Source organism: Bacteroidota bacterium (genome assembly GCA_017303975.1).
Taxonomy (GTDB): Bacteria; Bacteroidota; Bacteroidia; order JAFLBG01; family JAFLBG01; genus JAFLBG01.
In genome coordinates this window covers 34,187-58,898 of record JAFLBG010000001.1, presented here as the reverse complement: position 1 = coordinate 58,898, position 24,712 = coordinate 34,187, and the positions used below count along the sequence as shown (strand labels likewise).

24 protein-coding genes and 3 pseudogenes are annotated in these 24,712 nt (G+C 34.4%); 17 read left to right on the top strand and 10 right to left on the bottom strand.

The annotated features are described in order from the left end of the window. The first annotated feature begins 37 nt into the window (after nucleotides 1–37). The 6 genes from J0M08_00310 (at nucleotide 38) to J0M08_00285 (ending at nucleotide 4,698) form a co-directional block, all read left to right on the top strand. Nucleotides 38–259, top strand: coding sequence for a DUF433 domain-containing protein (locus J0M08_00310; protein ID MBN8701483.1), 222 nt, complete (start codon nucleotides 38–40; stop codon nucleotides 257–259). Further along, nucleotides 256–594: a DUF5615 family PIN-like protein gene (locus J0M08_00305; GenBank protein ID MBN8701482.1), complete on the top strand. Its 339-nt coding sequence runs from the start codon at nucleotides 256–258 to the stop codon at nucleotides 592–594. The genes J0M08_00310 and J0M08_00305 overlap by 4 nt, the downstream gene beginning before the upstream one ends. Before the next feature lie 9 nt (nucleotides 595–603). Further along, nucleotides 604–1,743 (top strand): cystathionine gamma-synthase, encoded by a 1,140-nt coding sequence (locus J0M08_00300; GenBank protein MBN8701481.1) that lies wholly within the window; start codon nucleotides 604–606, stop codon nucleotides 1,741–1,743. A 49-nt stretch (nucleotides 1,744–1,792) separates the two neighbouring features. Beyond that, a complete protein-coding gene (locus tag J0M08_00295) occupies nucleotides 1,793–2,962 on the top strand; it encodes a serine hydrolase (protein ID MBN8701480.1) in 1,170 nt (389 codons plus the stop codon). Nucleotides 2,963–3,132: 170 nt separating this feature from the next. After that, nucleotides 3,133–3,780, top strand: coding sequence for an NUDIX hydrolase (locus J0M08_00290; protein ID MBN8701479.1), 648 nt, complete (start codon nucleotides 3,133–3,135; stop codon nucleotides 3,778–3,780). Nucleotides 3,781–3,792: 12 nt separating this feature from the next. Continuing rightward, nucleotides 3,793–4,698, top strand: a complete 906-nt coding sequence (locus J0M08_00285; protein ID MBN8701478.1) for a ribose-phosphate pyrophosphokinase — start codon at nucleotides 3,793–3,795, stop codon at nucleotides 4,696–4,698. Here the strand turns inward: J0M08_00285 and J0M08_00280 are convergent, their stop codons facing one another. Beyond that, nucleotides 4,699–6,600 carry an amidophosphoribosyltransferase gene (locus tag J0M08_00280; GenBank protein ID MBN8701477.1) on the bottom strand — a complete coding sequence of 634 codons (1,902 nt, stop codon included), beginning with the start codon at nucleotides 6,598–6,600 and terminating at the stop codon, nucleotides 4,699–4,701. It abuts the gene before it with no gap. Between the two features lie 81 nt (nucleotides 6,601–6,681). Between J0M08_00280 and J0M08_00275 the strand changes: the two genes are divergently transcribed. Then, the gene (locus J0M08_00275) at nucleotides 6,682–7,890 is read left to right on the top strand and encodes a T9SS type A sorting domain-containing protein (protein ID MBN8701476.1); all 1,209 of its coding nucleotides are present in this window, start codon (nucleotides 6,682–6,684) and stop codon (nucleotides 7,888–7,890) included. Here the strand turns inward: J0M08_00275 and J0M08_00270 are convergent. The 3 genes from J0M08_00270 to rpiB are packed head-to-tail and all read right to left on the bottom strand — an operon-like array spanning nucleotide 7,887 to nucleotide 10,716. Next, nucleotides 7,887–9,266, bottom strand: coding sequence for an iron-sulfur cluster-binding protein (locus J0M08_00270; GenBank protein MBN8701475.1), 1,380 nt, complete (start codon nucleotides 9,264–9,266; stop codon nucleotides 7,887–7,889). The two genes, J0M08_00275 and J0M08_00270, sit on opposite strands and share 4 nt — an antisense overlap. A gap of 58 nt (nucleotides 9,267–9,324) precedes the next feature. Continuing rightward, entirely contained in the window at nucleotides 9,325–10,284 is a 960-nt protein-coding gene (locus tag J0M08_00265) for a M28 family peptidase (protein ID MBN8701474.1), read from the bottom strand. A gap of 3 nt (nucleotides 10,285–10,287) precedes the next feature. Then, nucleotides 10,288–10,716 carry a ribose 5-phosphate isomerase B gene (gene rpiB, locus J0M08_00260; GenBank protein MBN8701473.1) on the bottom strand — a complete coding sequence of 143 codons (429 nt, stop codon included), beginning with the start codon at nucleotides 10,714–10,716 and terminating at the stop codon, nucleotides 10,288–10,290. 440 nt (nucleotides 10,717–11,156) lie between these two features. Here rpiB and J0M08_00255 point away from each other — a divergent pair, with 440 nt between their 5' ends. The 5 genes from J0M08_00255 to J0M08_00235 are packed head-to-tail and all read left to right on the top strand — an operon-like array spanning nucleotide 11,157 to nucleotide 17,249. Beyond that, nucleotides 11,157–12,725 (top strand): toxin-antitoxin system YwqK family antitoxin, encoded by a 1,569-nt coding sequence (locus tag J0M08_00255; protein ID MBN8701472.1) that lies wholly within the window; start codon nucleotides 11,157–11,159, stop codon nucleotides 12,723–12,725. Further along, nucleotides 12,694–14,913 carry a PAS domain S-box protein gene (locus tag J0M08_00250; protein MBN8701471.1) on the top strand — a complete coding sequence of 740 codons (2,220 nt, stop codon included), beginning with the start codon at nucleotides 12,694–12,696 and terminating at the stop codon, nucleotides 14,911–14,913. The genes J0M08_00255 and J0M08_00250 overlap by 32 nt, the downstream gene beginning before the upstream one ends. A 9-nt stretch (nucleotides 14,914–14,922) precedes the next feature. Next, nucleotides 14,923–15,672, top strand: coding sequence for a response regulator (locus tag J0M08_00245; protein MBN8701470.1), 750 nt, complete (start codon nucleotides 14,923–14,925; stop codon nucleotides 15,670–15,672). A gap of 6 nt (nucleotides 15,673–15,678) precedes the next feature. Further along, the gene (locus tag J0M08_00240) at nucleotides 15,679–16,563 is read left to right on the top strand and encodes a DMT family transporter (protein ID MBN8701469.1); all 885 of its coding nucleotides are present in this window, start codon (nucleotides 15,679–15,681) and stop codon (nucleotides 16,561–16,563) included. A 44-nt stretch (nucleotides 16,564–16,607) separates the two neighbouring features. Beyond that, nucleotides 16,608–17,249, top strand: a complete 642-nt coding sequence (locus J0M08_00235) for a leucine-rich repeat domain-containing protein (protein MBN8701468.1) — start codon at nucleotides 16,608–16,610, stop codon at nucleotides 17,247–17,249. A 10-nt stretch (nucleotides 17,250–17,259) separates the two neighbouring features. Here J0M08_00235 and J0M08_00230 read toward each other — a convergent pair whose 3' ends face one another. Both J0M08_00230 and queA read right to left on the bottom strand, forming a co-directional pair. Further along, a complete protein-coding gene (locus J0M08_00230) occupies nucleotides 17,260–17,964 on the bottom strand; it encodes a 2-C-methyl-D-erythritol 4-phosphate cytidylyltransferase (protein ID MBN8701467.1) in 705 nt (234 codons plus the stop codon). A gap of 140 nt (nucleotides 17,965–18,104) precedes the next feature. Further along, nucleotides 18,105–19,154 (bottom strand): tRNA preQ1(34) S-adenosylmethionine ribosyltransferase-isomerase QueA, encoded by a 1,050-nt coding sequence (gene queA, locus J0M08_00225; protein MBN8701466.1) that lies wholly within the window; start codon nucleotides 19,152–19,154, stop codon nucleotides 18,105–18,107. 185 nt (nucleotides 19,155–19,339) lie between these two features. Here queA and J0M08_00220 point away from each other — a divergent pair, with 185 nt between their 5' ends. After that, the gene (locus tag J0M08_00220) at nucleotides 19,340–19,591 is read left to right on the top strand and encodes a pinensin family lanthipeptide (protein ID MBN8701465.1); all 252 of its coding nucleotides are present in this window, start codon (nucleotides 19,340–19,342) and stop codon (nucleotides 19,589–19,591) included. Nucleotides 19,592–19,636: 45 nt separating this feature from the next. Beyond that, on the top strand, nucleotides 19,637–19,882 hold the full coding sequence (locus tag J0M08_00215; GenBank protein ID MBN8701464.1) for a pinensin family lanthipeptide: 246 nt from the start codon (nucleotides 19,637–19,639) through the stop codon (nucleotides 19,880–19,882). On the opposite strand, the gene truB is transcribed toward J0M08_00215, so the two are convergent. The 4 genes from truB to J0M08_00195 all read right to left on the bottom strand — a co-directional run bounded on the left by truB (nucleotide 19,879) and on the right by J0M08_00195 (nucleotide 22,608). Further along, nucleotides 19,879–20,601 carry a tRNA pseudouridine(55) synthase TruB gene (gene truB, locus J0M08_00210; protein MBN8701463.1) on the bottom strand — a complete coding sequence of 241 codons (723 nt, stop codon included), beginning with the start codon at nucleotides 20,599–20,601 and terminating at the stop codon, nucleotides 19,879–19,881. The genes J0M08_00215 and truB overlap by 4 nt on opposite strands. A gap of 8 nt (nucleotides 20,602–20,609) precedes the next feature. Next, nucleotides 20,610–21,404 (bottom strand): undecaprenyl-diphosphate phosphatase, encoded by a 795-nt coding sequence (locus J0M08_00205; GenBank protein ID MBN8701462.1) that lies wholly within the window; start codon nucleotides 21,402–21,404, stop codon nucleotides 20,610–20,612. Nucleotides 21,405–21,470: 66 nt separating this feature from the next. Continuing rightward, nucleotides 21,471–21,737 carry a DUF3098 domain-containing protein gene (locus tag J0M08_00200; GenBank protein MBN8701461.1) on the bottom strand — a complete coding sequence of 89 codons (267 nt, stop codon included), beginning with the start codon at nucleotides 21,735–21,737 and terminating at the stop codon, nucleotides 21,471–21,473. A 1-nt stretch (nucleotide 21,738) separates the two neighbouring features. Beyond that, nucleotides 21,739–22,608, bottom strand: a complete 870-nt coding sequence (locus J0M08_00195; GenBank protein MBN8701460.1) for a cell division protein FtsX — start codon at nucleotides 22,606–22,608, stop codon at nucleotides 21,739–21,741. Between the two features lie 123 nt (nucleotides 22,609–22,731). Here J0M08_00195 and J0M08_00190 point away from each other — a divergent pair. From J0M08_00190 to J0M08_00180, 3 pseudogenes are all read left to right on the top strand, one after another. Beyond that, nucleotides 22,732–23,160, top strand: a pseudogene (locus J0M08_00190) (class I tRNA ligase family protein). A gap of 132 nt (nucleotides 23,161–23,292) precedes the next feature. Next, nucleotides 23,293–24,087, top strand: a pseudogene (locus J0M08_00185) (class I tRNA ligase family protein). Nucleotides 24,088–24,288: 201 nt separating this feature from the next. Beyond that, nucleotides 24,289–24,633: pseudogene (locus J0M08_00180) on the top strand (endonuclease domain-containing protein). Nucleotides 24,634–24,712: the final 79 nt, after the last annotated feature.

Below are 24,712 nucleotides of genomic sequence, written 5' to 3'. Positions count from 1 at the left end.
CTTTGACATTTCTTATATTTTTGAGTACTTTTATACCGTGAATTACCATAATCATATAACGATAACTCCATCCATTCGATTCGGAAAACCTTGCATTATTAATACTCGTATTGCAGTTTATGATGTATTGGGTTGGATGGCATCCGGAATGAACATCCAACAAATAGTAGAAGACTTTCCAGAATTAGATGAGGAAAAGATAAGAGCTTGCTTAGCTTTTGCCGCTGATAAAGAGCACAAGCTGCATATTGCGTCATGAAGCTACTGTTTGATCAAAACATTTCTTTTCGAGTTGTTAAAACAATTTCGAGCCTATTTCCTAATAGCGCTTCGGTAAAGGAATTATACCTAGAAAACAAATCAGATGTTGACATTTGGTATTATGCGAAACAACATAATTATACTATCGTTACTTTTGACTCCGACTTTATAGATTTAGCAATACTTAAAAAACAATCACCAAAAATTATTTTTTTTCGTACCGGAAACACATCCACACAAAACATTATAAGTACTTTAAACGCTAACTTTTTAAGTATTAAACATTTTATTGAAAAAGAAGACTCAACTATTATTTTTGAATTATATAAATAACACCTTTTTATGAAATTCGCAACCAAAGCAATACATGCAGGCCAAGAGCCAGATCCTACAACAGGAGCTATCATGACTCCTATTTACCAAACATCTACGTATGTACAACCAAGTCCGGGTCAGCACAAAGGATACGCCTACGCACGCGGTAAAAACCCAACACGAAGTGCATTAGAAAAATGTATTGCTTCTCTTGAAAATGCAAAATATGGCTTGTGTTTCTCAAGCGGAATGGGGGCTTCCGATGCCATCATAAAATTATTGCGCCCGGGTGATGAGGTAATTGCAGCCGATGATTTATATGGAGGCTCGTATCGCATGTTTGAAAAGGTGTTCAGACCTTTTGGAATAAAATTTCATTATGTAAACATGCACGATGCAAGCAATATAAACTCTTACATAAACAATAACACAAAAATGCTTTGGGTGGAAACACCAACCAACCCAACCATGAAAATTATTGATATAGCGGCTTGTTCAGAGATTGCAAAAAAAAATAATCTGATTTTGGTTGTTGACAACACCTTTGCTTCTCCTTACCTTCAAAACCCGCTTAATCTAGGTGCCGACATTGTTATGCACTCCGTAACAAAATATTTAGGCGGACACTCCGATGTAGTAATGGGAGCAACGTGCACAAATGATGATAAGCTATATGAGCAGTTGGCGTTTATACACAACTCGTGTGGAGCAACTCCGGGGCCAATGGATAGTTTTTTAGTACTGCGTGGAATAAAAACACTGCATGTGCGCATGGAACGCCATTGCTATAATGGTAAAAAGGTTGCCGAATTTTTGAAACAACACCCCAAGGTAGATAAGGTGTATTGGCCAGGATTTACGGACCATCCGAACCATGCAATAGCAAAAAAACAAATGAAAGACTTTGGTGGTATGATTTCGTTTACGCTGAAAGGAAATTCAAAAGACGAAGCATTCAAGATTACATCGAGCACTGAGGTGTTTTCATTAGCAGAATCTTTAGGTGGAGTAGAAAGTTTGATTGGCCATCCAGCCACTATGACTCATGCCTCTATACCACAAGCAGAAAGAGAAAAATCGGGCGTGGTAGATTCATTACTGCGACTAAGTGTAGGTATCGAAGACATTGATGATTTATTAGAAGATTTAAAAAAGGCATTAGGATAGTATCCTTTTTTAAAAAACACCGTACAAGCAATAGAAGTAATAGCGCTTTATGAATAGGTTAAAAAAAGGGGTATTAATTACATTATCGTTTTTGTTGTGCGGAGCATTGTTAATTCAGCTTACCAACAACAACCATGTGTATAGAGCAGTTGCATACACCTACCTTAAAGGCCGCACCGGACCTGGTATTGAAGATCATAAGTACTTTAAACACACAGATGTAGTTGCGAAAAATTATCGCGCATTGCCCAATTCATCGTCTTACAATAAAAAAGAACTAACTCCGGAAGAGCTTGCTATTATTGAGAAATACAAAACAGAAGCTTTTTTGGTCATCAAGAACGATTCGGTGGTTTACGAACATTATTGGGATGGATACAGCGAAGACTCTCGCAGCAACTCGTTTTCTATGGCAAAAACAATTGTTTCTATACTTGTTGGTATTGCAATAAATGAAGGTAAAATAAAAAATATCGACCAACCGGTTGCTGATTTTATTCCGAGTTTTAAAGTTGGAGTCAAGCAGCAAATTACAATTCGGCACTTGGTTACAATGAGCTCTGGAATTGGGTTTGATGAGCACTACAAAAATCCACTTGCTTATCCAGCAAAAGCATATTACGGAAAGGACATTAACAAACTTACGCTTGGTTATGAGGCTACAGAGCAGCCCGGAAAGGTTTTTAATTATTTAAGTGGTAACACCCAACTGTTGGGGATAATCTTGGAGAGTGCGACCGGCTTAAGTTTGAATGAATACGCCTCTCAAAAACTTTGGAATCCTATTAACGCCAAAAATACCGCTTGGTGGGACATTGACGATGCTGGTAACGAAAAAGCGTATTGTTGTTTTAATTCTAACGCACGAGACTTTTCTCGTATTGGATTGCTGTATTTACATAAAGGCAAATGGAATGATAAACAAATTGTATCGGAGCAATATGCTAGTGAATCGGTTGTGCCGGCCAATCTTGTAAATACACGTGGAGAAAAAAACACTTGCTATGGATATTCCTGGTGGATTATGAATTACAAAACCAAGAACATTTTTTACGCACGAGGAATTTTGGGACAATACGTATTTGTTGTACCTTCAGAAAACCTAGTCGTGGTGCGCCTAGGATGGGATAGAGCAAAAAGAAAAGAAACAGACGATCACTCCCCTGATGCATATTCCTATTTAGATATTGCATTAAATAAATACGCTACCAATAACTAGTTTCCTTTGTTTTTATTTTCATACAAGGATTTCCGAAGTCTTAATCAATATATATTTACTGTCTATGCGGTAAGTTTTGGATTCTACTTCTCGTAAAGCTAGAATGACATAATTGGATTGGATTTAACTTCTTTTCCTATAAAATACTACCTTTACGTAAATTTTACACTATGGCAAAAAAGTATACATACAAACAAGAACGAGCACTTGTAACTATTGATTGTGTTGTCTTAACTTATCATAAAAACAATTTTTATGTGTTGTTAAATAAAAAAGAAGCGAAAGATTTTTGGACAATTATCGGAACACCTCTTAAACTAAAAGAAGACGCTACAGAAACAATATCAAAAGAAGTAAAAGAAAAAACAGGCGCAAAAAATTTTTATATAACGCAACTCGCTGCCTATGCAGGCGTTAAAAGAAATCCAAAAGAGCGAAGTGTTTCTATTTCTTACGTATGTATTATTCCGGAGATAGAACCTATCTCCACAGAAAATAAAAAATGGTTCTCGTTGAAAAACCTTCCAACGCTCGGTTTTGACCACAAAATAATTATTAAAGATTCTTATGATAAAATTAAAACACGCGTAAATAGTGTTTTGTTTTTAGCAGCTATATTGCCCAAGCGGTTTACCATTTCTCAAATGCAAAATATGGTAGAGGTGCTATCCAATAAAACATTCGACAAAAGAAATTTCAGAAAAAAAATTATTTCCCAGAAAATTGTAGAGCCGCTAAAAGAACTACAAAGAAACGTAAACCATCGTGCTGCACAATACTATAAAATAGCTCCGAAAGCATTAGAAAAAACCATTTAATAACTTGTGTTGATGAACAAACTATTTTTCTCTACAAAAAACTACTCTTATTTACGAGACCAATTGGTTGCATCAACAAAAGCAGATTGCGGAACGGTTGAAACAACTTTGTTTCCTGATGGAGAGCGTTACCAAAGAATAATAACTCCTGTAGAAAAAAGAAATGTTGTCTTAATTGGGGGCACTATAAACGAGAATGATACACTAGAACTGTACGACCTAGCCTGTACTCTAGCGCAAAATGGGTGTTCAGAACTTACTATTGTTATTCCCTACTTTGGCTATTCTACCATGGAAAGAGCGATAAAGTATGGAGAAGTAGTAACAGCTAAAACAAGAGCGCTGCTACTTTCTTCTATTCCTGCCTGCAACAACGGTAACAAAATAATATTGTTCGATTTACACACCGAAGGACTACCGCATTATTTTGAAACTACAGTTAAGCCCATTCATGTTTACTGCAAACCCTTAATAATAGAACTTTGCAAAGAACTTGCCGGAACAGATTTTGTACTTGCCAGTACAGATGCAGGTAGAGCAAAGTGGGTAGAATCGCTAGCTACTGATATGAGCGTAGATATTGGTTTTATAAGTAAAAAAAGAATCAGTGGAACAGAGACAGAGGTGCTTTCAATAAATGCTGATGTAAATAACAAAACAGTTGTAATTTATGATGACATGATTAGAACCGGAGGCTCTTTAATTAATGCAGCAAGGGCTTATAAGCAAGCCGGTGCAAATAAAATTATAGCAATTACAACGCACGGGCTTTTTTCAAACAATGCACTCGAAAAAATAAAAGCAACGAATCTATTTGAGAAAATAGGTTGTACTGACACACACATTAACGCCCTTAGTAGTAAAGATTCTTTTCTTGTAGTAAAAAGTATTGATAAACTTATTGCGGAAAATTGCTAATTAGTAGGCGCGTGCTTTATTGCCTTCCATGTAGTAAATAAACGAAAGGTTGGCAACCCTGTTTCCTCCGGGAGTAGGGTAGTTGCCGGTAAAATACCAATCTCCGGTATGATTAGGGCACGCAGCGTGCAAACCATCTACGGTTTGGTAACAAATTTCTAATTCTGCTTTTAAATCAACAGGTTTTAATAATTCTGCTATTTGCTTTCCTACTTCTTCGTACGAAAACAAATCGTATATCTTTTGAATGGGATTTATAATTTCTTCTTTGGGCAAATGCTGTTGCTGTTTTGCAAAAGCATACACTTCTTGTAAGAAATTTTCTTTACCCGATTTTTTTACCAATGTTATAACAGCTTGAAAAGCTATAAAGTCGCCCAGTCTGGCCATATCGATACCATAACAATCCGGATAACGGATTTGAGGAGCGGAAGAAACGATTACTATTTTCTTTGGATGCAACCTGTCTAAAATTCTGATGATGCTTTGTTTAAGGGTAGTTCCACGCACAATGCTATCGTCCAAAACAACCAAATTATCAATATGATTTCTAACCAATCCATAGGTGGTATCGTACACGTGCGCTACCATGTCATCGCGCTTATTATCTTGTGTAATAAAGGTTCTAAGCTTTACATCCTTAATGGCAATTTTTTCTACTCTTGGTTTTATAGATAACAACTCTTGAATTCCGCTTAGTGTATTGTTTATACTAAGTGCTGCAATTTTTTCTGCGTTTTGCTTATCTAAATGATTTTGAACACCCTCTACTAGCCCAAGAAAAGCAACTTCTGCGGTGTTTGGTATATAGGAAAAAACGGTGTTTTTTATGTCCCCATCAACAGCACGAAGCACTTTATCTGTTAGGTTGTAACCCAATTTTTTTCTTTCTGTATAAATATCTTTGTCGTTTCCTCTTGAAAAATAAATACGTTCGAACGAACAAGATTTTTTTTCCTTTTGCGATATAATTTGTTTTTCTGCTGTATCGCCATTCTTCTTAATAATTAATGCGCAACCGGGAGTTAACTCTTTAACACTTCCAATAGGCACATTAAAAACAGTTTGTATGGCAGGTCTTTCGGAAGCAACAACTACAACTTCTTCGTCTTGGTAATAAAACGTAGGCCGTATTCCGTTCGGATCTCTAAACACAAATGCATCGCCATGTCCAATTAAACCAACCATAGCATATCCACCATCCCATTTTTTACTAGCATTCTTCAAAATAGTTTCAACATTAATTGTATCGGCAATTAACGATGATATTTTTTCTTGTGAATAACCCTTGTCTTTAAACTCGTTGTAAAGTCTATCATTTTCTTCGTCTAGAAAATGACCAATTTTTTCCATTACAGTAATGGTATCTGCCTTTTCGCGTGGGTGCTGACCCAAATCTATTAACTGCTGGAAAAGCTCATCTACGTTGGTTAAATTAAAATTTCCGGCAACAACTAAATTTCTGGTTCTCCAATTATTTTGTCGTAAAAACGGGTGGCAACTTTCAATACTGTTTCCACCATATGTTCCGTAGCGCAAGTGACCAAGAAAAAGTTCACCCGAAAAAGGAACATTTGTTTTTAGCCATGCAGCGTTTGTAAAATCGCTTGCGTTGTTTTCTTTTGCCTCTTCAAATTTTTCGTTGATAGATGAAAAAATTTCTGATATAGCAGAACTGGTATTAGAGCGAAACCTATCTACATACTGCATCCCTGGGGGTAAATCAAACTTAATAGATGCAACACCGGCTCCGTCTTGGCCTCTGTTGTGTTGCTTTTGCATAAGCAAATACAACTTGTTGTGGGCATACAAGGGTGTTCCGTATTTGTCGCAGTAATATTGTAAAGGTTTTAATAGCCTAATAAGAACTATTCCGCATTCGTGTTTTATGCTATCGCTCATATATGAACTACAAAGGTATTAATTTTATGCAAATTACGTTTTAACCTGTTCTCTGGTCACTTGTCGCCAAAATTGATATATTTGTCATACAATTATCCTGCATTAGTCATGAAACGTTTTTCGCTTTTAGTTGTTTTTATATTATTAAGTTGCTCGTTTTGTTTTTCTCAACTTAAGGCATTGTTTGGTTGTACAGCTGGTGTTTCCGGACCTCATAGTCCGGCTTCTACTGAAACTGTTGCCATTGCCGGCTCAACCTCTACTTGGAGCAACAAAGGAAATATTACAGCATCTGACGATTCGTATTCCACAAACACAACTGATTTAGCCGCAAACGGAAGTTATACCGATTATTTAATTGCAAGAAATTTTGGAATATCGATGACATCTGATTGTGCACCAGGAGTAATAACATTCTCTGTAGAACGAAGTAATCCCAACACAAATATTGATGATTACAGAGTAAGGTGGGTGATAAATGGTGCTATTCAAACCGGGTGCGATTATGCTAATAATACTAACTGGCCAGCAGCAGACGCCATTAGAACCTATGCCTTAGATGCCGGACAAACCTGTGTTGGAAGGGCTGATGTAATGTCTGCTTTTTTTGGATTAGCGTTTTCTGCCAATAGAGATGCGGCAGCCGGGGTAGCAGCTACAGCACAAGTTGACCATATAACAGTAAGCTCAACGTATGGACTCCCTCCTGCTTGTGGTGAATTTTGTGTTATCAACTATGGTCTTCCGGTAGAGCTAACCTCTTTCGAACTTTTTTCTAAACGAAAAAATGAAGTGGATTTGTATTGGACTACTGCCACTGAAATAAATAACGAATATTTTGTTGTTGAACGTTCGCTTGACGCTAAAACTTTTGTAGAAGTAGGTAGAATAAAGGGCAGTGGAAATAGCAATACAATTGTTAATTACTATTTTACTGACAAAGAATTGTATGCAGGCAGATTTTATTACCGACTTAAACAAGTCGATTTTGATGGTAAATTCAAATACTCTGACGTAAGATCTGTGCGAGTAAAAACAGATGACGACATTTATATTTACCACAACATGGATTTAAACTATGCCATTGTTAATTTTATAGAGTTACCGCAAACAATGCCGGATATTTTTGTTGCCAATGCAATGGGTCAAAAAATTAGTGTTCCAAAGAATATGGAAAATTTTTTGGATGGAAAAATAAAATTAGACCTTAGAAAACTAACTTCCGGTGTTTACTTTGTGTCTGTAGATGATGCGGGAATAAAGCAAAGTAAAAAAATTATTATTCCTTAAATTCTATTTCTTTCTTTCCACAATTGATTGAATGATTTTGCCGCAACAACAGGCAATTCCCGTCTATCACCCCATTGTTTTTTAAAGAATTGACGGAGCATAAAATTTTTGACTTTGGCTCCACCTTTTTCCATGGTACTTCGCTTTAACATGGCTTTCTTCCAAAAATACCAAGTACCGTTTTCTACTTTGGTCGAAAAGCCATTTTTAACGGAGTCTCTACGATTAAACAATAGCAGCTTATGTAAATCAATTTTTACGGGACAGACTTCTGTACATTTTCCACATAACGATGACGCATAACTTAAATGCTTAAACTCTTGCATTCCTTTATAGTGAGGCGTTATAACCGAACCAATGGGTCCACTGTATGTTGAAGCATAAGAATGGCCCCCAACGCTCTTATAAATAGGACATCCGTTTAAACAAGCTCCACAACGAATACAATTAAGCGCTCTGCGTTGTTCCGGTTCTGCTAATAAATTTGTTCTTCCATTATCAAGCAACACCACATACATTTCTTGAGGTCCATCGGTTTCTCCTTCTTGTTTTGGTCCGGCTAATATAGAATTGTACACTGTAACTTTCTGACCGGTTCCATAAGTAGATAATAGTGGCCAAAATAAATCTAAATCGGTAAGTGATGGAATTATTTTTTCGATACCAACAATAGCAATGTGTACTTTTGGGTATGCCATCGAAAGCATTGCGTTTCCTTCGTTTTCGGTTACCGCAACAGCACCAACATCCGCAATTAAAAAATTACCACCGCTTACACCAACCTCTGCTTTTGTATATTTTTCGCGCAATAATTTTCTAACATGCGCTACAATTTCAGGAGGTGTCCAATCTATTGGTGTTCCCTGCTTCTCGTTAAATGTTTTTGCTACATCCTCCTTAGAAAGATGCATGGCGGGTGTAACAATGTGATAAGGTGGTTCGTTGCGTAATTGTACAATGTATTCTCCTAAATCCGTCTCAAGGCTTTCTATGCCTTCTTTAGCAGCAGCTTCGTTAAAATGAATTTCTTCTGTTGTCATCGACTTCGACTTAACAACAGTTTTTGTATTGTGCTTTTTCATTATTTGCACAATCTCTTTCATAGCTTCTTCTGCATCTTGCGCCCAAATAACCTTTCCTCCTCGCTTAATAAAATTAGACTCGAATTCTATTAAATATTTATCAAGATTCTCAATTACTTTTGTCTTTAATGCCGAAGCTCTTGTTTTTGCCAATTCTAAATTAGAAAACTGATGTTTTCCTTCTTCAACCTTTTTATCGTATTGATGAATATTAAATAACAATTTTCGTCTGTGTTCTCTATCAAACGATTTTACTTCGGAAGATTCAATAAATTCATCAAACTGTGTTGGCATAAACTTTATTTTATCAAAAACATTTACTTAAAAATACACATTAATGTTAAAAATATACTTACAACTTTTTTAATTGTGCTATTTTAAAAACTACACCATAAATGTGTTTTACTCTATTAGTTAATAACTCAAACTTTATTTTAGAAACATCATCGGAAGGTTTGTGGTAATCTTCATGAGTTCCATTAAAATAAAAAGCAATTGGGATTTTATTTTTTGCAAAATTGTAATGGTCGGATCTGTAGTAATACCTGTTTACATCATTTCTGTCAAATGAAAAATCGAGAGATAGGTTGTTGTACAAACTATTTTGTTTTATTATCAATCGCTTTAAACTTTTCTTAATTTTTTCAGAGCCTATTACATATACATAATTTGAATCGGTGGCATGTTTTGCATCAATCCTTCCAATCATATCAATATTTATATTCGCTATACATTTATTTAAAGGTATCACAGTATTTTTAACATAATAATTAGACCCCAACAATCCTTTTTCTTCTCCACTAAATGCAATAAATAAAATAGTATTATCGGGCTTATTGCCTAATTTTGCTTCATCAGAAAAAATGCGAGCTATTTCTATAATCGCGGCTACTCCAGAAGCATTGTCATCTGCGCCATTGTAAACCAAAGAATCTTTTATACCTAAATGGTCGTAATGAGCAGATATAATAAGTGTTTTCGCGTTTGGTAAATTTCCTCGTATAAATCCAATTACATTATGGCCTGTTAAATTTGTATATATTTTATTTGCTGTATCAACAGAATAATCATACTGTTGCAGGTAATTATCTGTAAAGGATTCTAAGCCGATTTTTCTAAATTTTTTAGCTATGTAATCAGCGGCTTGCTTTTGACCTAAGGTGCCTGTTTCTCTTCCCTCCATAGCATCTGAAGAAAGTGTGGTAATATAACTTTTTAAGCTGTCTGTGCTAATTCTTTCAACTAGTTGTTCTATGGAAGTTGCGCTTGCGATTGAAGAAAATAAAAAGAATAAAAAAACAATACGAATCATTTTTTATAAATCTATTTTTTCTATTCTCTTTTGATGTCTATTTCCTTCAAATGTGGCGTTTAAAAAGGTGTTTATTATTTCAATGGCTTCATTATCCGTAATAAATCTAGCCGGTAAAGAAATAATATTTGCGTTGTTATGTTGTTTTGCAAGTGCTGCTATCTCTTTATTCCAACATAATGCAGCTCTAATTCCTTTGTGTTTATTAGCCGCAATTGCAACACCATTACCGGTACCACAAACCAAAATACCTAATTCAACTTCTTTATTTACAACACTTGTAGCTACTTTATGAGCAAAATCGGGATAATCAACACTATCTAACGAATAAGTACCACAATCGTTAATTACGAAATTTTCTTTGGACAGTTTTGTTTTAATTACCTCTTTTAAAGTAAACCCTGCATGATCAGAACCAATACTTAGCTTCATTTGTTGAATTTTATATCGTAAAAATAGAATAGAATTATTAAAAACTATCTGTTAATTACCCTTTTTAATTGTTAATATCTGTTTATAACCTTATTGGCATGTATACACATATTATCTTCATTATGAAAAACAACTAACAATCAAATTTTACTTTCCAGTTTTTAATATTCTAATATTAACAACAAAAGACGGATATTAACAATTAAAAACTGTACATTTTTATCCATACTCAGGTTTATACACAGAATGTTTATAACAACCTAATTAGCAGATTTACAATAGTCTATAAAATATTAGTATTTAATAAGTTGTTAATAGTATTTAATATCTGATAAATACAATAAAACAGTAAAAAAATAACTAACTTAATTAACAAGCTAATAATAGATACATAAATAATAATTAAATAAAATATATAATATAAATGTTGTTTAATAAGTATGTGTAGAAGGTTGTTCAACATCGTATTAATTCTTCTTACTTTTGTTTGCTCTTACGGTCAACAAACCGAAACTGGTGCAAGCGAATTTAAAATTTATTATTACGCAGATGGAAAGAAATCAAGTGAAGGTACACTACGACAAGGAAAACCGGATGGATATTGGAAAACGTATTTTCCGAATGGAAAAGTTAAATCCGAAGGAAATAGGGAAAATTTTGTGCTGGATAGTTTATGGAAATTTTACAATGAAGACGGCATTTTAACACTCGAATACTACTACGAAAACGGAAAAAAAACAGGCGAAAAAAAGACATACGATTCAAAAACAGGCAAACTTTTATCCATTGAAAATTTTAAAGAAGACGTTAAACAAAATTTTAGTTTTAATTATCATTCCAATGGAAAAATAAAAGATAAAATTCCTTTTGTAGATGGCAAGGAGAATGGAAATGCTTTTGAATACGATACATTGGGAAATATTATTACACTTACCGAATATAAATTAGGATTTACCAGAAAATCAGAAAGAATAAACAGAAAAGATAGAGATGGTTTAAAACAAGGAGTGTGGAAAGATTTTTATGATAATGGAAATTTAAAAAATGAAGGAAGATATTTAAACGATAAGAAGGACGGGTATTTTAAGGATTATGCGCTGAATGGAAGTTTATTAAAAGTAGAAAAATATACCAACGGAAAATTACAAGAAGACGCACCAGAGTTAAAAAAAGTTGACATTTTTACGGAATATCATCCAACCGGCAAATTAAAATTTACCGGAGGTTATAAAGATGGTGTTCCGGAAGGAGTGCATAGAGATTATAATGATTCCGGATTAATTGTATCTTCTAAAATATATTCTGATGGTGTTATTATTGCCGAAGGAATAATGGATGAAAAAGGTAATCAACAAGGAATATGGAAAGAATACCATACCAATGGCAAAATAAAGGCACAGGGAGAGTATAAGGATGCTAAACGAGTAGGTGAGTGGGTATTTTATCATCCGAATGGAAAAGTAGAGCAAAAAGGTAAATACGATAAAAAGGGTAAAGCACAAGGATTATGGAAATGGTATTACGAAAGTGGTAATTTATTACGAGAAGAAAATTATGTAAATGATAAGTTGGAAGGAAATATGATTGAGTATAGTGATTCCGGAAAAGTAATAACAAAAGGAGAATATTTAGATGGATTGAAAGAAGGAACTTGGGTATATGAAATGGGTGATTACAGGGAAGAAGGCGCTTATAAAGCAGATAAAAGAGATGGAGAATGGAAGCATTTTTACACAAATGGAAAATTACGTTTTGAAGGTAAATTTATTGATGGTAGTGCAGATGGTAAACATAAATATTATCATTCAAATGGTAAGTTGATGCAAGAAGGTAAATATATAATGGGAAATAAAGATGGAGAATGGGTGTTTAAAGATGCTACTGGACTTTTATTATTAACCATTACGTATGTAAATGATATAGAAATAAAATTTGATGGCGTAAAAGTAAAACCTACCGAACAAGAAGTATTATCAAGTGGTACAAGCGCAGAAAAAAAATCTAAGTAATAATATTGAAGAAAAATTAGTTTGGGAAAGTTTAACAAAATTTTCTTCGTCTAACTTTCTTGTTATAGATAAAAACTATTGTATTTATACTGTTTACAACACAGTATATGCAAAAAATTTTATAGGAAAGTCTTTATATGATTTTGTACATCCGGAACATGTAGAACTATATAAGAAAAAAATTAAAAAAGTTACTCAATCAAAAAAGGCTGATTATATAAAGGTTTCAGGAATTAAATCAGCCACAAGTAATGAAAAATCTTGGTATAAAACAGAAATTATTCCGATAATACAAAATAAAAAAGTAGAATATTATTTACTTGTTGCTAATAATATAACTGAGGAAAAGACATTAGAAATAGCTAGAAATAAATCAGAGTTAGAAATAGTATTATCTCAATCACCAGCAATAATTTGGACAACCGATACAAACCTTGTTTTTACATCTTCTAATGGTTCAGGTTTAAAAAAGTTAGATCAAAAACCTAACGAAGTTACAGGAGTTTCTCTTTATGATCTTTTTTCGACATCAGATAAAGAGTTTTTACCTATACGCATGCATCTTAATGCACTAAAAGGTAAAAAAGTGAAATACGAACACGTATTTAAAAATGTACATTTTCAAACCTATCTTAAACCCTTGTTCAATGGAAAAAAAATAGTTGGTTGTATAGGTATTTCATTTGATATTACTGATAGAAAAAATTCTGAAAGAAAATTGCAGGAAAAGGAAAGAACACTTTCCAATTTGATGAACAATTTGCCGGGAATGGTTTATAGATGTGCAAATGATAAACATTGGACCATGTTTTTTATTAGCAACGGATGTTATGATTTAACAGGATATACTGAAAAGGAAATGTTAAATAACAAGAAAAAATCATATTCTGATATTATTGTTCCAGAAGATAGAACTTATATTATTAAGCAAGTAAATAGTGCATTAAAGAATAAAAAACACTTTGAATTGCAATATAGAATCAAACCTAAAAAAGGACAAGAAAAATGGGTTTGGGAAAGAGGAGAGGGCGTGTATTCTGACGAAGGAAAACTTTTGTATTTGGAAGGATTTATTACAGATATTACAGCAAGAAAAGAATTTGAATTAAAAATAAAATCGAGCGAGGATAATTACAGAAGATTAGTAGAACTATCGCCCGATGGAATTTTTATACATGATTTAAAAGGATATGTAATATTTGCAAACCCAAGCGCTTTAAAAATAATGGGAATAAATCATTTGAGCGAATTAAAAAATAAATCTATTTTTCATTATATCCTTCCACAGTATCATTCTACTGTAAAAAAGCGCAGAATGGAATTTGGTAAAGGCAATAAAAGTTTACCTTTTCTACCCATTAAAATAAAGAATGCAGTGGGCGAAGTTTTAGACATAGAATCAAAACCAATACCATTTATTTTTGAAGGAAAATATGCCGTATTAGTTGTTTACCACGACTTAACACAACAAAGGAAAATTGAAAAGGAACAAATGCGATTGCAAATTGTAGAAGAAACAAATAAGCAATTAAAGGAAGAAATAAAGGACCGTAAAAATGCAGAGCAAAAATTGAAACAATCGCTTCAAGAAAAGGAAGTTTTATTAAAAGAGGTGCATCATCGAGTAAAAAATAATTTGCAGGTTATTTCCAGTATATTAAATCTTCAATCGTCATACATAACAGACGAATACACAATAAACTTGTTTAAAGAGAGCCAAAATAGAATTAAATCAATGGCTTTTATACATGAAACACTTTACCAAACAAAAGATTTTTCTAGAATAAATATTGCAGATTATTTAACCAATGTGGTAAAAAACTTGGTGCACTCATATTCATTACAAAAAGTAGAAACAGAGCTATTAATAGAGAAAATAGATATGAATATAGATACTGCCATACCATGCGGCTTGGTGGTAAATGAAATTATTTCTAATTCGCTTAAATATGCTTTTATTAATAAAGAAAATCCGCAATTATATTTAAGCGTAAAAAACTATAAATCAGACCTTATTAAAATACGGGTAGGAGACAATGGAGTAGGACTACCCAACGGGTTTGATTATAAATCATCAGCCACACTTGGAATGCAGTTAATTTTTACCTTAGCAGAACAAATTAATGCTGATGTAAAGATTGATACTAATAATGGCGTACATTACACAATCATTTTTAAAAACACATAAAAAAATAATATGAGTGCCAAAAATATTTTAATTGTAGAAGATGAAAGTATCGTAGCAAAAGACATTCAATTGAGCTTAAAAAAATTAGGACACAATGTAATTGGAATTTGTTCGAAAGGAGAAGACGCAATAATCTTTATTGATGAGCAAAAGCCAGAACTGGTATTAATGGATATTATGCTTAAAGGAAAGCAGGATGGTATAGAAACTGCGTCAGTAATAAAGGAAAAATACAATATTCCGGTAATATATTTAACTGCATATGCTGATGAAAACACCCTAAGCAAAGCAAAAATAACAGAACCTTATGGATATATATTAAAGCCATTTAAAGAGATCGATTTGCATACAGCTATTGAAATGGCTGTGTATAAACACGAAAAAATAAATGAAATAAAAAAAGAAAGAGACTTTTTATATTCTATTGTTGAAAATAAAGACAAATCGTCCCTATTTGTAAAATCAAATTCACAACAAGTAAAAATTAAATCGAAAGAAATACTTTTTGTAGAAGCGCTAAAAGATTATGTTATTATAAACGCTACAATTGGTAAATTCACTATACATTCTACCATGAAGGATATAGAAAAAAAACTATCTTCTAACGAATTTATGAGAGTACATAGATCTTTCATTGTGAATATAGATAAGATAGCTGCTATTGAGTCATCCGATTTAATTTTAGAAAATAGTTCTAAAAGAATACCAATCGGTGGTTCTTTTAAAGAAGATCTTCAAAAGAAATTGAATTTTATTTAAACACTTTTGAATACACGCTCAAGAGACCTTTATCTATTACATTTTGTTGTATTTATATGGGGGTGGACAGCTATACTTGGAAAACTTATAGAGCTGCCTGCACTATATTTAGTGTGGTACCGATTGCCTATTGCTGTTGCTGGTATTGCTTTTTGGGCTTGGTATAAAAAAATTAACATTCTAATTTCTTGGAAAAAAGTAATTACTTATTCTGCAGTAGGGTTGGTAATAATGCTTCACTGGATTACATTTTACGGTGCCATTAAAGTGAGTAATATTTCTATAACACTTGCTTGTTTGGCCACCATTTCTTTTTTCACCTCTATTTTAGAACCGCTCATATTTAAACGAAGAATACGAGCCTACGAAATTATTTTTGGTTTGATTGTTGCGGTTTCTATGGCACTGCTTTTCAAGTTGGAGTTTTCGTATAAATTAGGAATAGCGATGGGTATTTTTTCTGCATTTACTTCGTCTTTGTTTGGTGTTTTAAATGGGTGGCTTATAAAAAGAGGTGACGACCCGGTAACAATCTCTTTTTTTGAATTAGCGGGAGGATTACTTGCGCTTACTTTGTTTTTATTTAAAGATATTGGATCGTGGCCTTTGCCTACAGAGCTAGATTGGTTTTATTTAGCGCTCTTGGGAATTTTGTGCACAACTATTCCGTTTATAATAAGCATGGAAATACTTAGAAATATTAGTCCATATACAATTGCGCTTACCATTAATTTAGAAACGGTGTATGGTATATTTTTTGCATATTTTATTTTTAACGATAGCGAAAAAATGAGTACCGGTTTTTATTTAGTTACAGCTATTGTACTAGCAGTTGTAATAGCCAACGCTCTTTTGAAATATGCAACGGACAAGCGATTGAGCAAAAAATAATTTTTGGCACAAAATTTGGTTTCTGTAGTTAAAACAAAATTATAATGAAACTAAAAATACTAGTAGCAATTCTTTTTTTACCTATTTTGATTTTCTCTCAACGCTATAATTCAAATTGCTATAGTAATTATGAGAACGATGGTGTGGTTTATTATAGCATAAACGCTGCTATGCAAAACCAAAGCACAGTAAGAGTTTTGGATTTATCTGGTACCGGACTTACAAAAATACCCTACCAAATATCTCTCCTACCAAATTTAAAAGTGTTGATTTTAGACAATAATCAGCTTTCGGAATTAGGATACTACATTTCTTTTTTAAAGAATCTAGAAGTTTTAAGTGTTAGAAATAATAACATTCCCGAAATAGGCTATTATACAAGCTTTTTGGTAAATCTAAGAGAGTTATATATAGATGGAAACCAACTGCGAGAACTTGGGTATTATACAAGTTTTTTAAAAAATCTAGAAGTGCTAAGCGCAAATAACAATCAAATAAAGGAAATTGGGTATTATTGTTCATTCTTAACAAACACGCGAAAGTTGTATTTAGACAACAATCAAATAACCAATCCTTCGTTTTATTATGTGTCTTATATGAAGGACTTGAGTTTGCTTAGCCTTAGGGGAAATAGGATAACAAGTATTTCCAACAAATCAACAAATACGTGTAGGGTTTTATATTAGAGATAATTTTTTAGATTAACGGACTTTGTGTGCTTTTAAAAAGAGCCTCCGCAATTAAAAAATCTCGCGGGTTTGTGATTTTAATATTTTCAGGGTTTCCATCAATTAAATGGATTTTTACCCCAGTAGCTTCTAACACAGATGCATCATCGGTAAAAGCATTATTATAGCCTTGCTCGAAAGCGTTTTTTAACAAATCAATTTTAAAGCACTGTGGCGTTTGTACAATACAAAACCGTGTTCTATCAACAGCAACACTTCTTCTCGAGTCTATTTGTCTGAGAGATTCGTTCATCGGAATTGCAGGCACAGCATTGCCATACATTTCGGCTGTTTTGTAGGAATTTAGAATTACCTGTTTGCTAACCAAAGGTCTTGCAGCATCGTGTATTCCAACCACACCCTCTTCTTTAATGGTGTTTAGTGCATTTTTAACAGATTGAAATCGTGTATCTCCGCCCGCTATTGTGGTATGTACAATTGTAAAATTATAGTCAACACAAAGCCTTTTCCAATTTTCAATTTGTGATACAGGGAGTGGAACTATAATTTCAATATCAGGAAAACACTCAGCAAATTTAGCAATAGTGTGCATTAGCACTGGTCTATCAAGAAGTTTGACAAATTGTTTAGGAATGGGTAAGCTTGTTCTTGACCCTGTTCCTCCGGCAACAATGATGGCGTATTTTTTTACGGTATCAATTGGGTTAGGCATTTATGAAACGGTAAGGGGTTGTAGAAATTGTACTAGTGTTTTTCACTACTGTCAGTTCGAACGGATAAAATAACATTCAAATAAAACCACCGTCTAGTTCTCGACTCCGCTCGAACTGACAGTGGTTATATAACAAAAAATTACAAAATCAGCATCGCATCGCCATAAGAGAAAAACTTATACTTTTCTTTTATAGCCTCTTTGTATGCCTTCATTATCAAATCATATCCACCAAACGCACACGCCATCATTAAAAGAGTTGATTCAGGCAAATGAAAGTTGGTTACCATGGCATTTGCAACACTAAAATCATACGGAGGAAAAATAAATTTGTTTGTCCAACCTTTGTATGGTTTTAAATGACCGGTTGTTGAAACAGAAGTTTCTATAGAACGCATGGTAGTGGTACCTACAGCACACACTCTTTTTTTATTGTCTTTTGCTTTATTTACAATATCCACAGCACTTTGCAAAATTTCAACATCTTCCGAATCCATTTTATGCTTTGTCAAATCCTCTACCTCTACCGGTCTGAATGTTCCAAGTCCGATATGAAGTGTAATGTTTGCAAAGTTAATTCCTTTAAGCTCCATACGTTTTAGCAACTCTTTGCTAAAGTGCATTCCTGCTGTTGGCGCAGCTACTGCACCTTCGTTGCGTGCATATACGGTTTGGTAGCGTTCTTTGTCATCTTCAGTTGGTGTTCTACGAACGTATTTAGGCAGTGGAGTTTCTCCTAATGTTTCAATTGTTTTTTTGAAATCTTCGTAAGGTCCATCAAACAAGAAACGTAGCGTTCTACCTCTTGATGTTGTATTGTCAATAACTTCTGCTACTAATGAATCGTCATCACCAAAATATAGTTTGTTACCAATTCTTATTTTACGAGCAGGATCTACCAATACATCCCACAGTCGGCTTTCTCTATTTAATTCGCGTAATAAAAAAACCTCAATTTTAGCACCGGTTTTTTCCTTGTTGCCGTACATACGTGCCGGGAAAACTTTGGTATCATTTAAAATAAAGGCATCGCCATCATCAAAATAGTTGATAATATCTTTAAACTTTTTGTGTTCTATTTTGCCTGTTTTGCGGTGAACTACCATCATTCTGGCGTCTTCACGGTTTTTTGCAGGGTTTTCTGCAATGGCATCTTTGGGCAGGTTGAATTTAAACTGCGATAATTTCATAAATCTTACGGGATTTAATGGTTTATAAATAAATATAAAAACGAATGCAAAGGTACGAATTAAATCGATAGATAACCATAGGGTTATTTCGGAGCTTGGTTAGACTTTTTCATTTACTCATTTTTTGTACTACTCATAAATACTTGTTCTTGGTATACTTGTTTTATAACCAATATTAAAAGTTTATGAAAGCAGCTAAATTGAGTTTAAAAGAAATTAAGGTAGAAAGTTTCGTTACCAGCCTTTCTGCCGAAGAAAAGCAAACCATAAATGGCGCAAGTAATGCGTATGGTTGTCAGAACGAATCGGAGTTGGGTACAAAGTGCGGAAATAATTGCGGTTCTAGGCCAACATGTGTAAGAGCAAAGACGCATCCCATAGATCAATTATTAGGATTGGGTACTTTAATTTTTTGGCAATGCCTTTACATTGATTAACTAGCTGTATTGAATTTTTGTTTGAATACTATTAAAAAAATTACCATGAAGAAATTAACCTTAAGTGAATTAAAAGTAGAGAGCTTTGTAACAGAGCTTGATAAAAATCAAAAACAAACTGTTGGTGGTGGCGACACTTCTAGTGTTACAAATCCGCAAGTTTGTGATACAAAGGCAATTTGTACTGTTGATGAGGGTTCTAAACCTGGTTGCCTAAGAGAAAAGACAAGCACACCAAAATTGACAGCACTTACAACGTTGATAATCTGGGAGTGTTATTATATTGATTAGATGTCAACCTTTATATTAGTGACGTTAGATAGGTTATACTCTCCAATCATTGTCCTTCTAAGCGAAGTCAGGTGTGCGCCACTATTTAATGCCAATCCAAAGTCTCTTGCTATAGATCTGATATATGTGCCTTTGCTGCATTTAATTTTAAAGTGCAGTAGGGGCATTTCTATTTTTGTTACTTCAAACGAATAGATTGTAATTGGCTTTGCCTTTATTTCTACTTCTTGTCCTGCCCTAGCGTAATCGTACGCTCTTTTTCCATTTATTTTTACTGCCGAAAAAACGGGTGGTGTTTGCATAATATCACCCTCAAAGTCTTTGGCGGCTTGGTATATGAGTTTGTTGGTAATATGTTCTGTGGGGTAAGTAGCGTCCACCTCTTTTTCTAAATCAAAACAAGGTGTGGTGGCTCCAAGAAAAAAAGTTCCGGTGTATTCCTTGGGCAGTGCTTGTATTTGGTCTATTGTTTTTGTGGCTTTTCCGGTACAAACAATAAGCAGCCCTGTAGCAAGTGGGTCAAGGGTTCCGGCATGTCCTATTTTAATTATTTTTTTAAATTGATGTTTGATTGCATACTTGATTTTGTTTACTGCCTGAAAAGATGTCCATCCGTAGGGTTTGTCAATTAACAAAACTTTTCCAGCTTCGTATTCTGCTAAAGAATGCGTTAGTTCGTAGTTTAAGGGCTGTGTTTGTATATCCGCAAGTTTGTTCATGGTGTTTTTTAATTTGTAGATAGAGACAATCCTGTCGAGTAAGCATAGATTAAAAACGCAACACCAATAACAATGCGGTAATAACCAAATGGTTTAAAATCGTATTTAGTTAAAAAAGCCACAAACCCTTTAACAGCAAATAGCGCGGTAATAAAAGCGATAACGCTGCCAATTAAAATAGTTTGCAAATTAGCTGCTGTAATTAAATCCATAGACTCCATCAAATCTTTGCCTGATGCCGCAAACATAGTGGGAATAGCCAATAGAAACGAAAATTCGGCAGCTTGATTTCTGTCTAGTTTGTGAACCATTCCTCCAATTATGGTTGCCGCAGCTCTTGAAACACCCGGTATCATAGAGATGCACTGAAATAAACCAATTTTAAAGCAATCGAGATAGGATAAATCTTTTATCTCTACATATGTATCGTTTTTTGGCTTTATCCATTTATCAATAAACAACAATACAATACCGCCAATAATTAAGGAAAGGCTTACTACCAAAGGATTGAACAAATAGGCTTTTATAGTTTTGTATGCTACAATACCAATAATAGCTGTAGGTATAAAGGCAATGCCCAATTTTAAATAAATATCGATTCCGGCAAGTAGGCGTTTTATATACAAGATTAGCACCGCAAATATTGCGCCTAGTTGTATTACTATTTCAAAGGTTTTGGTAAACTCTGAGTCTTGAATGCCCATCAATGAAGATGCCAATATCATATGTCCTGTTGAAGATATGGGCAAAAACTCGGTTAGGCCTTCGATGATAGCAATGATAATAGTTTGAAGTAACGACATGGCTGCATAGATTTACCGGTACTAGATTTAATAACCGGTTTAATAATAGGTTTATCGTATAGAGAATTATTTCTCTACGGCCTTCTGCTTTTTTATAATCGCAAATATAATTACAGTAAAACCACTCAAAACCACAATAGGAGCAACGGTTAATCGTTGTGTATCAAAAATGGCTTCGCTAAATACGGTAGGATCTTCGGAGCCACCGCCAATCATAAGCATAAAGCCAATTAAAATTAATGCAATGCCGGCTAAAAGAAGGGTGTAATTTTGCTTTCCAAAAACATAATTTTGGTTGCTCGTATTGGTTGTATTTGTTACTTGTTTGGCCATATTAATAATATAAATCTTCTGGTTTAATTCGTAAATATTTTCGCACTGCAAGAGCTGTGCTTATTCCGGAAATAACAATTCCCATCAATACTACTGCTCCAAACAAAGTAAGTAGCATGGTAGTGTCTTGCAGTTGCATAATATCCGGAAACTGTCTGGATACTAGGTATAGCAATCCACTTAACAGTACGATAGCTATAATAGCTCCGTATATGCCGTGTAATATACCTTTCAAAACAAATGGTCTTCTTATAAACCCTTGTGTTGCGCCTACCAATTGCATGGTACGAATAATAAATCGCTTGGAATAGATAGAAAGTCGAATTGTGTTATTTATTAATGCCAAAGCAATAATCATAAGCAAAAAGCTAAATACTAATATTACCAAACTTATTTTTTTTACATTTTCGTTTACAGTAGCAATCAGATTCTTTTGATAAATAACCTCCTTTATTTTTTTATTCTTCAACAGCTCCGTCTCTATAACAGCTATGCTATCTGTGTTTGCATACTCGGCATTTAAATTTATGTTAATAGAAGCCAACAACGGATTATACCCTAAGAATCCTATAAAATCTTCGCCCAAGTCTTTTTTCAAATCTTCTGCTGCTTTTTCTTTGGTAATAAACTCGCTATTCTTGGTATAATCAGACGCATCCAGTGTTTTTTGCAATTTACTTGCATCCGCCTCTGTAATGTTATCGGACAAAATTATTTGGAACGAAATATTTTCTTTTACATAGTTCGAAAGCTTTTGAGTGTTTAGAATTAGCAAACCCAATAACCCCAACGTAAACAAAACAAGAGATAGGCTTACTACTGTTGTAATAGACGATGACTGCGTTTTATGTTTACTTACGTTTTCCGACATATTAGGCTTCTAAAATAATAAAAGTTTGCATGCTTTTGTGTTTTAAATAAGTAAAACATAGTTATAAAGTGTTAATTACAAACAACCCGCCAATTTTGTATTTTAGCGAATCAAATACTAGTTATGGAATACAATTTTTCTGAAAGCGAAAAAAAATGGCAACAATACTGGGCCCAAAATAATGTATATAAGGCAGAGATTGACAAATCGAAACCAAAGTATTATGCATTGGATATGTTTCCGTATCCATCCGGAGCCGGGCTACATGTGGGGCATCCATTGGGATACATTGCGTCTGATATTGTAAGTCGCTACAAACGCTTAAAAGGATTTAATGTGTTGCATCCTATGGGTTACGATGCGTTTGGTTTACCTGCCGAGCAATATGCTATTCAAACCGGGCAACATCCTGCTGTTACAACCGAAAAAAATTTAAAGAGATATCGCGAACAGCTAGATAAATTAGGTTTTTCCTTTGATTGGGATAGAGAAGTTAAAACGTGCGATCCAAACTATTATAAATGGACACAATGGATTTTTATTAAATTATTTAATAGTTGGTACAACCCGGAAACCAATAAGGCTGAGCCAATAGAGACGCTTATACAAAAATTCGAAACACAAAATACAAAGCACGAAAACGTTGGCAAGGCTTGGAAAGAGCTTTCGGAAGCAGAAAAGCAAATGGTATTGCAAGAGTATCGTTTGGCGTACTTGGGAGAAGCTGTTGTAAACTGGTGTCCGCAATTGGGAACAGTGTTGGCCAATGATGAGGTAAAAGATGGTGTATCCGAACGAGGAGGCTATCCGGTAGAAAGAAAAATGATGAAGCAGTGGAGCCTTCGAATTACGGCTTATGCAGAGCGTTTACTAAAAGATTTAGATGGAATAGATTGGAGCGAAAGTATCAAAGAGGCGCAACGCAATTGGATAGGACGATCGGAAGGTACTAGTTTAAAGTTCAAAGTTGAAAGTTCAAAGTTTGAGATAGAGGTTTTTACAACTAGACCAGATACCGTTTTCGGTGTTTCTTTTGTAACACTTGCTCCGGAACATGAATTGGTAAGCCAAATAACAACACCGGAGAATAAAAAGGCTGTTGATGAATACGTACAAGTATCTAAAAATAGAAGTGAGCGCGAACGACAAGCTGATGTAAAGCGCATCAGTGGGCAGTTTACAGGTTCTTATGTGTTACATCCGTTTACGCAAAAGCCTATTCCTGTTTGGATTGGCGATTATGTTTTAGCCGGATATGGAACAGGTGCTGTAATGGCAGTTCCTGCGCACGATAGCCGCGACTATGCATTTGCAAAGCACTTCAATTTGCCCATTACCGAGGTTGTTAAGGGAGGCGATATAAGTAAGGAAGCATACGAAGCAAAGGAGGGAACACTAGTTAATTCGGATTTTTTAAATGGCATGGACGTGAAACAAGCCATGAAGAAGGCGATTGACGAAATTGAAAAAAGTGGATTAGGAAAAAGAGAAATAAATTATCGTTTGCGTGATGCCGTGTTTGGCCGCCAACGCTATTGGGGAGAGCCTATTCCTATCTATTACAAAGACGGAATTCCTTATGCAGTAGATGAAAAAGACCTACCAATTGAATTGCCCGAAATAGATAAATTTTTACCTACCGAAACAGGAGAGCCGCCATTAGCAAGGGCTAAGGGTTGGATGTATAGGCCCCACTCCGGCTCTCCCCAGAGGGGAGAGGGGAAGGCAAGCCCTTCGTTTCATACTGCTGATAAAACTATTTGGCCTGCTACAAAGGAGTTGTCAAGAGAAAAAAGAAAAGATCAAACTGAGGCAGAGTCAGTGCTTTGGGAGCATATTCGAAAGGAGCAGTTGGGTTATAAAATTCGAAGACAACATGTAATAGGCACAAGTATTGCAGACTTTGTTTGCTTAGAAAAAAAGGTTGTTATTGAAGTAGATGGTAAGTACCATGATTTTCAGAAAGAACAAGATGAATTGAGAACCCAACAACTTGAATTAGCGGGGTTTTCAGTAGTTCGGTATAAAAACGAGGAAATACTTGCTGATGTAGATAGGGTCGTGCAAAAATTAAAATCGGAGCTCGACACAAAAGTCCTCCCTA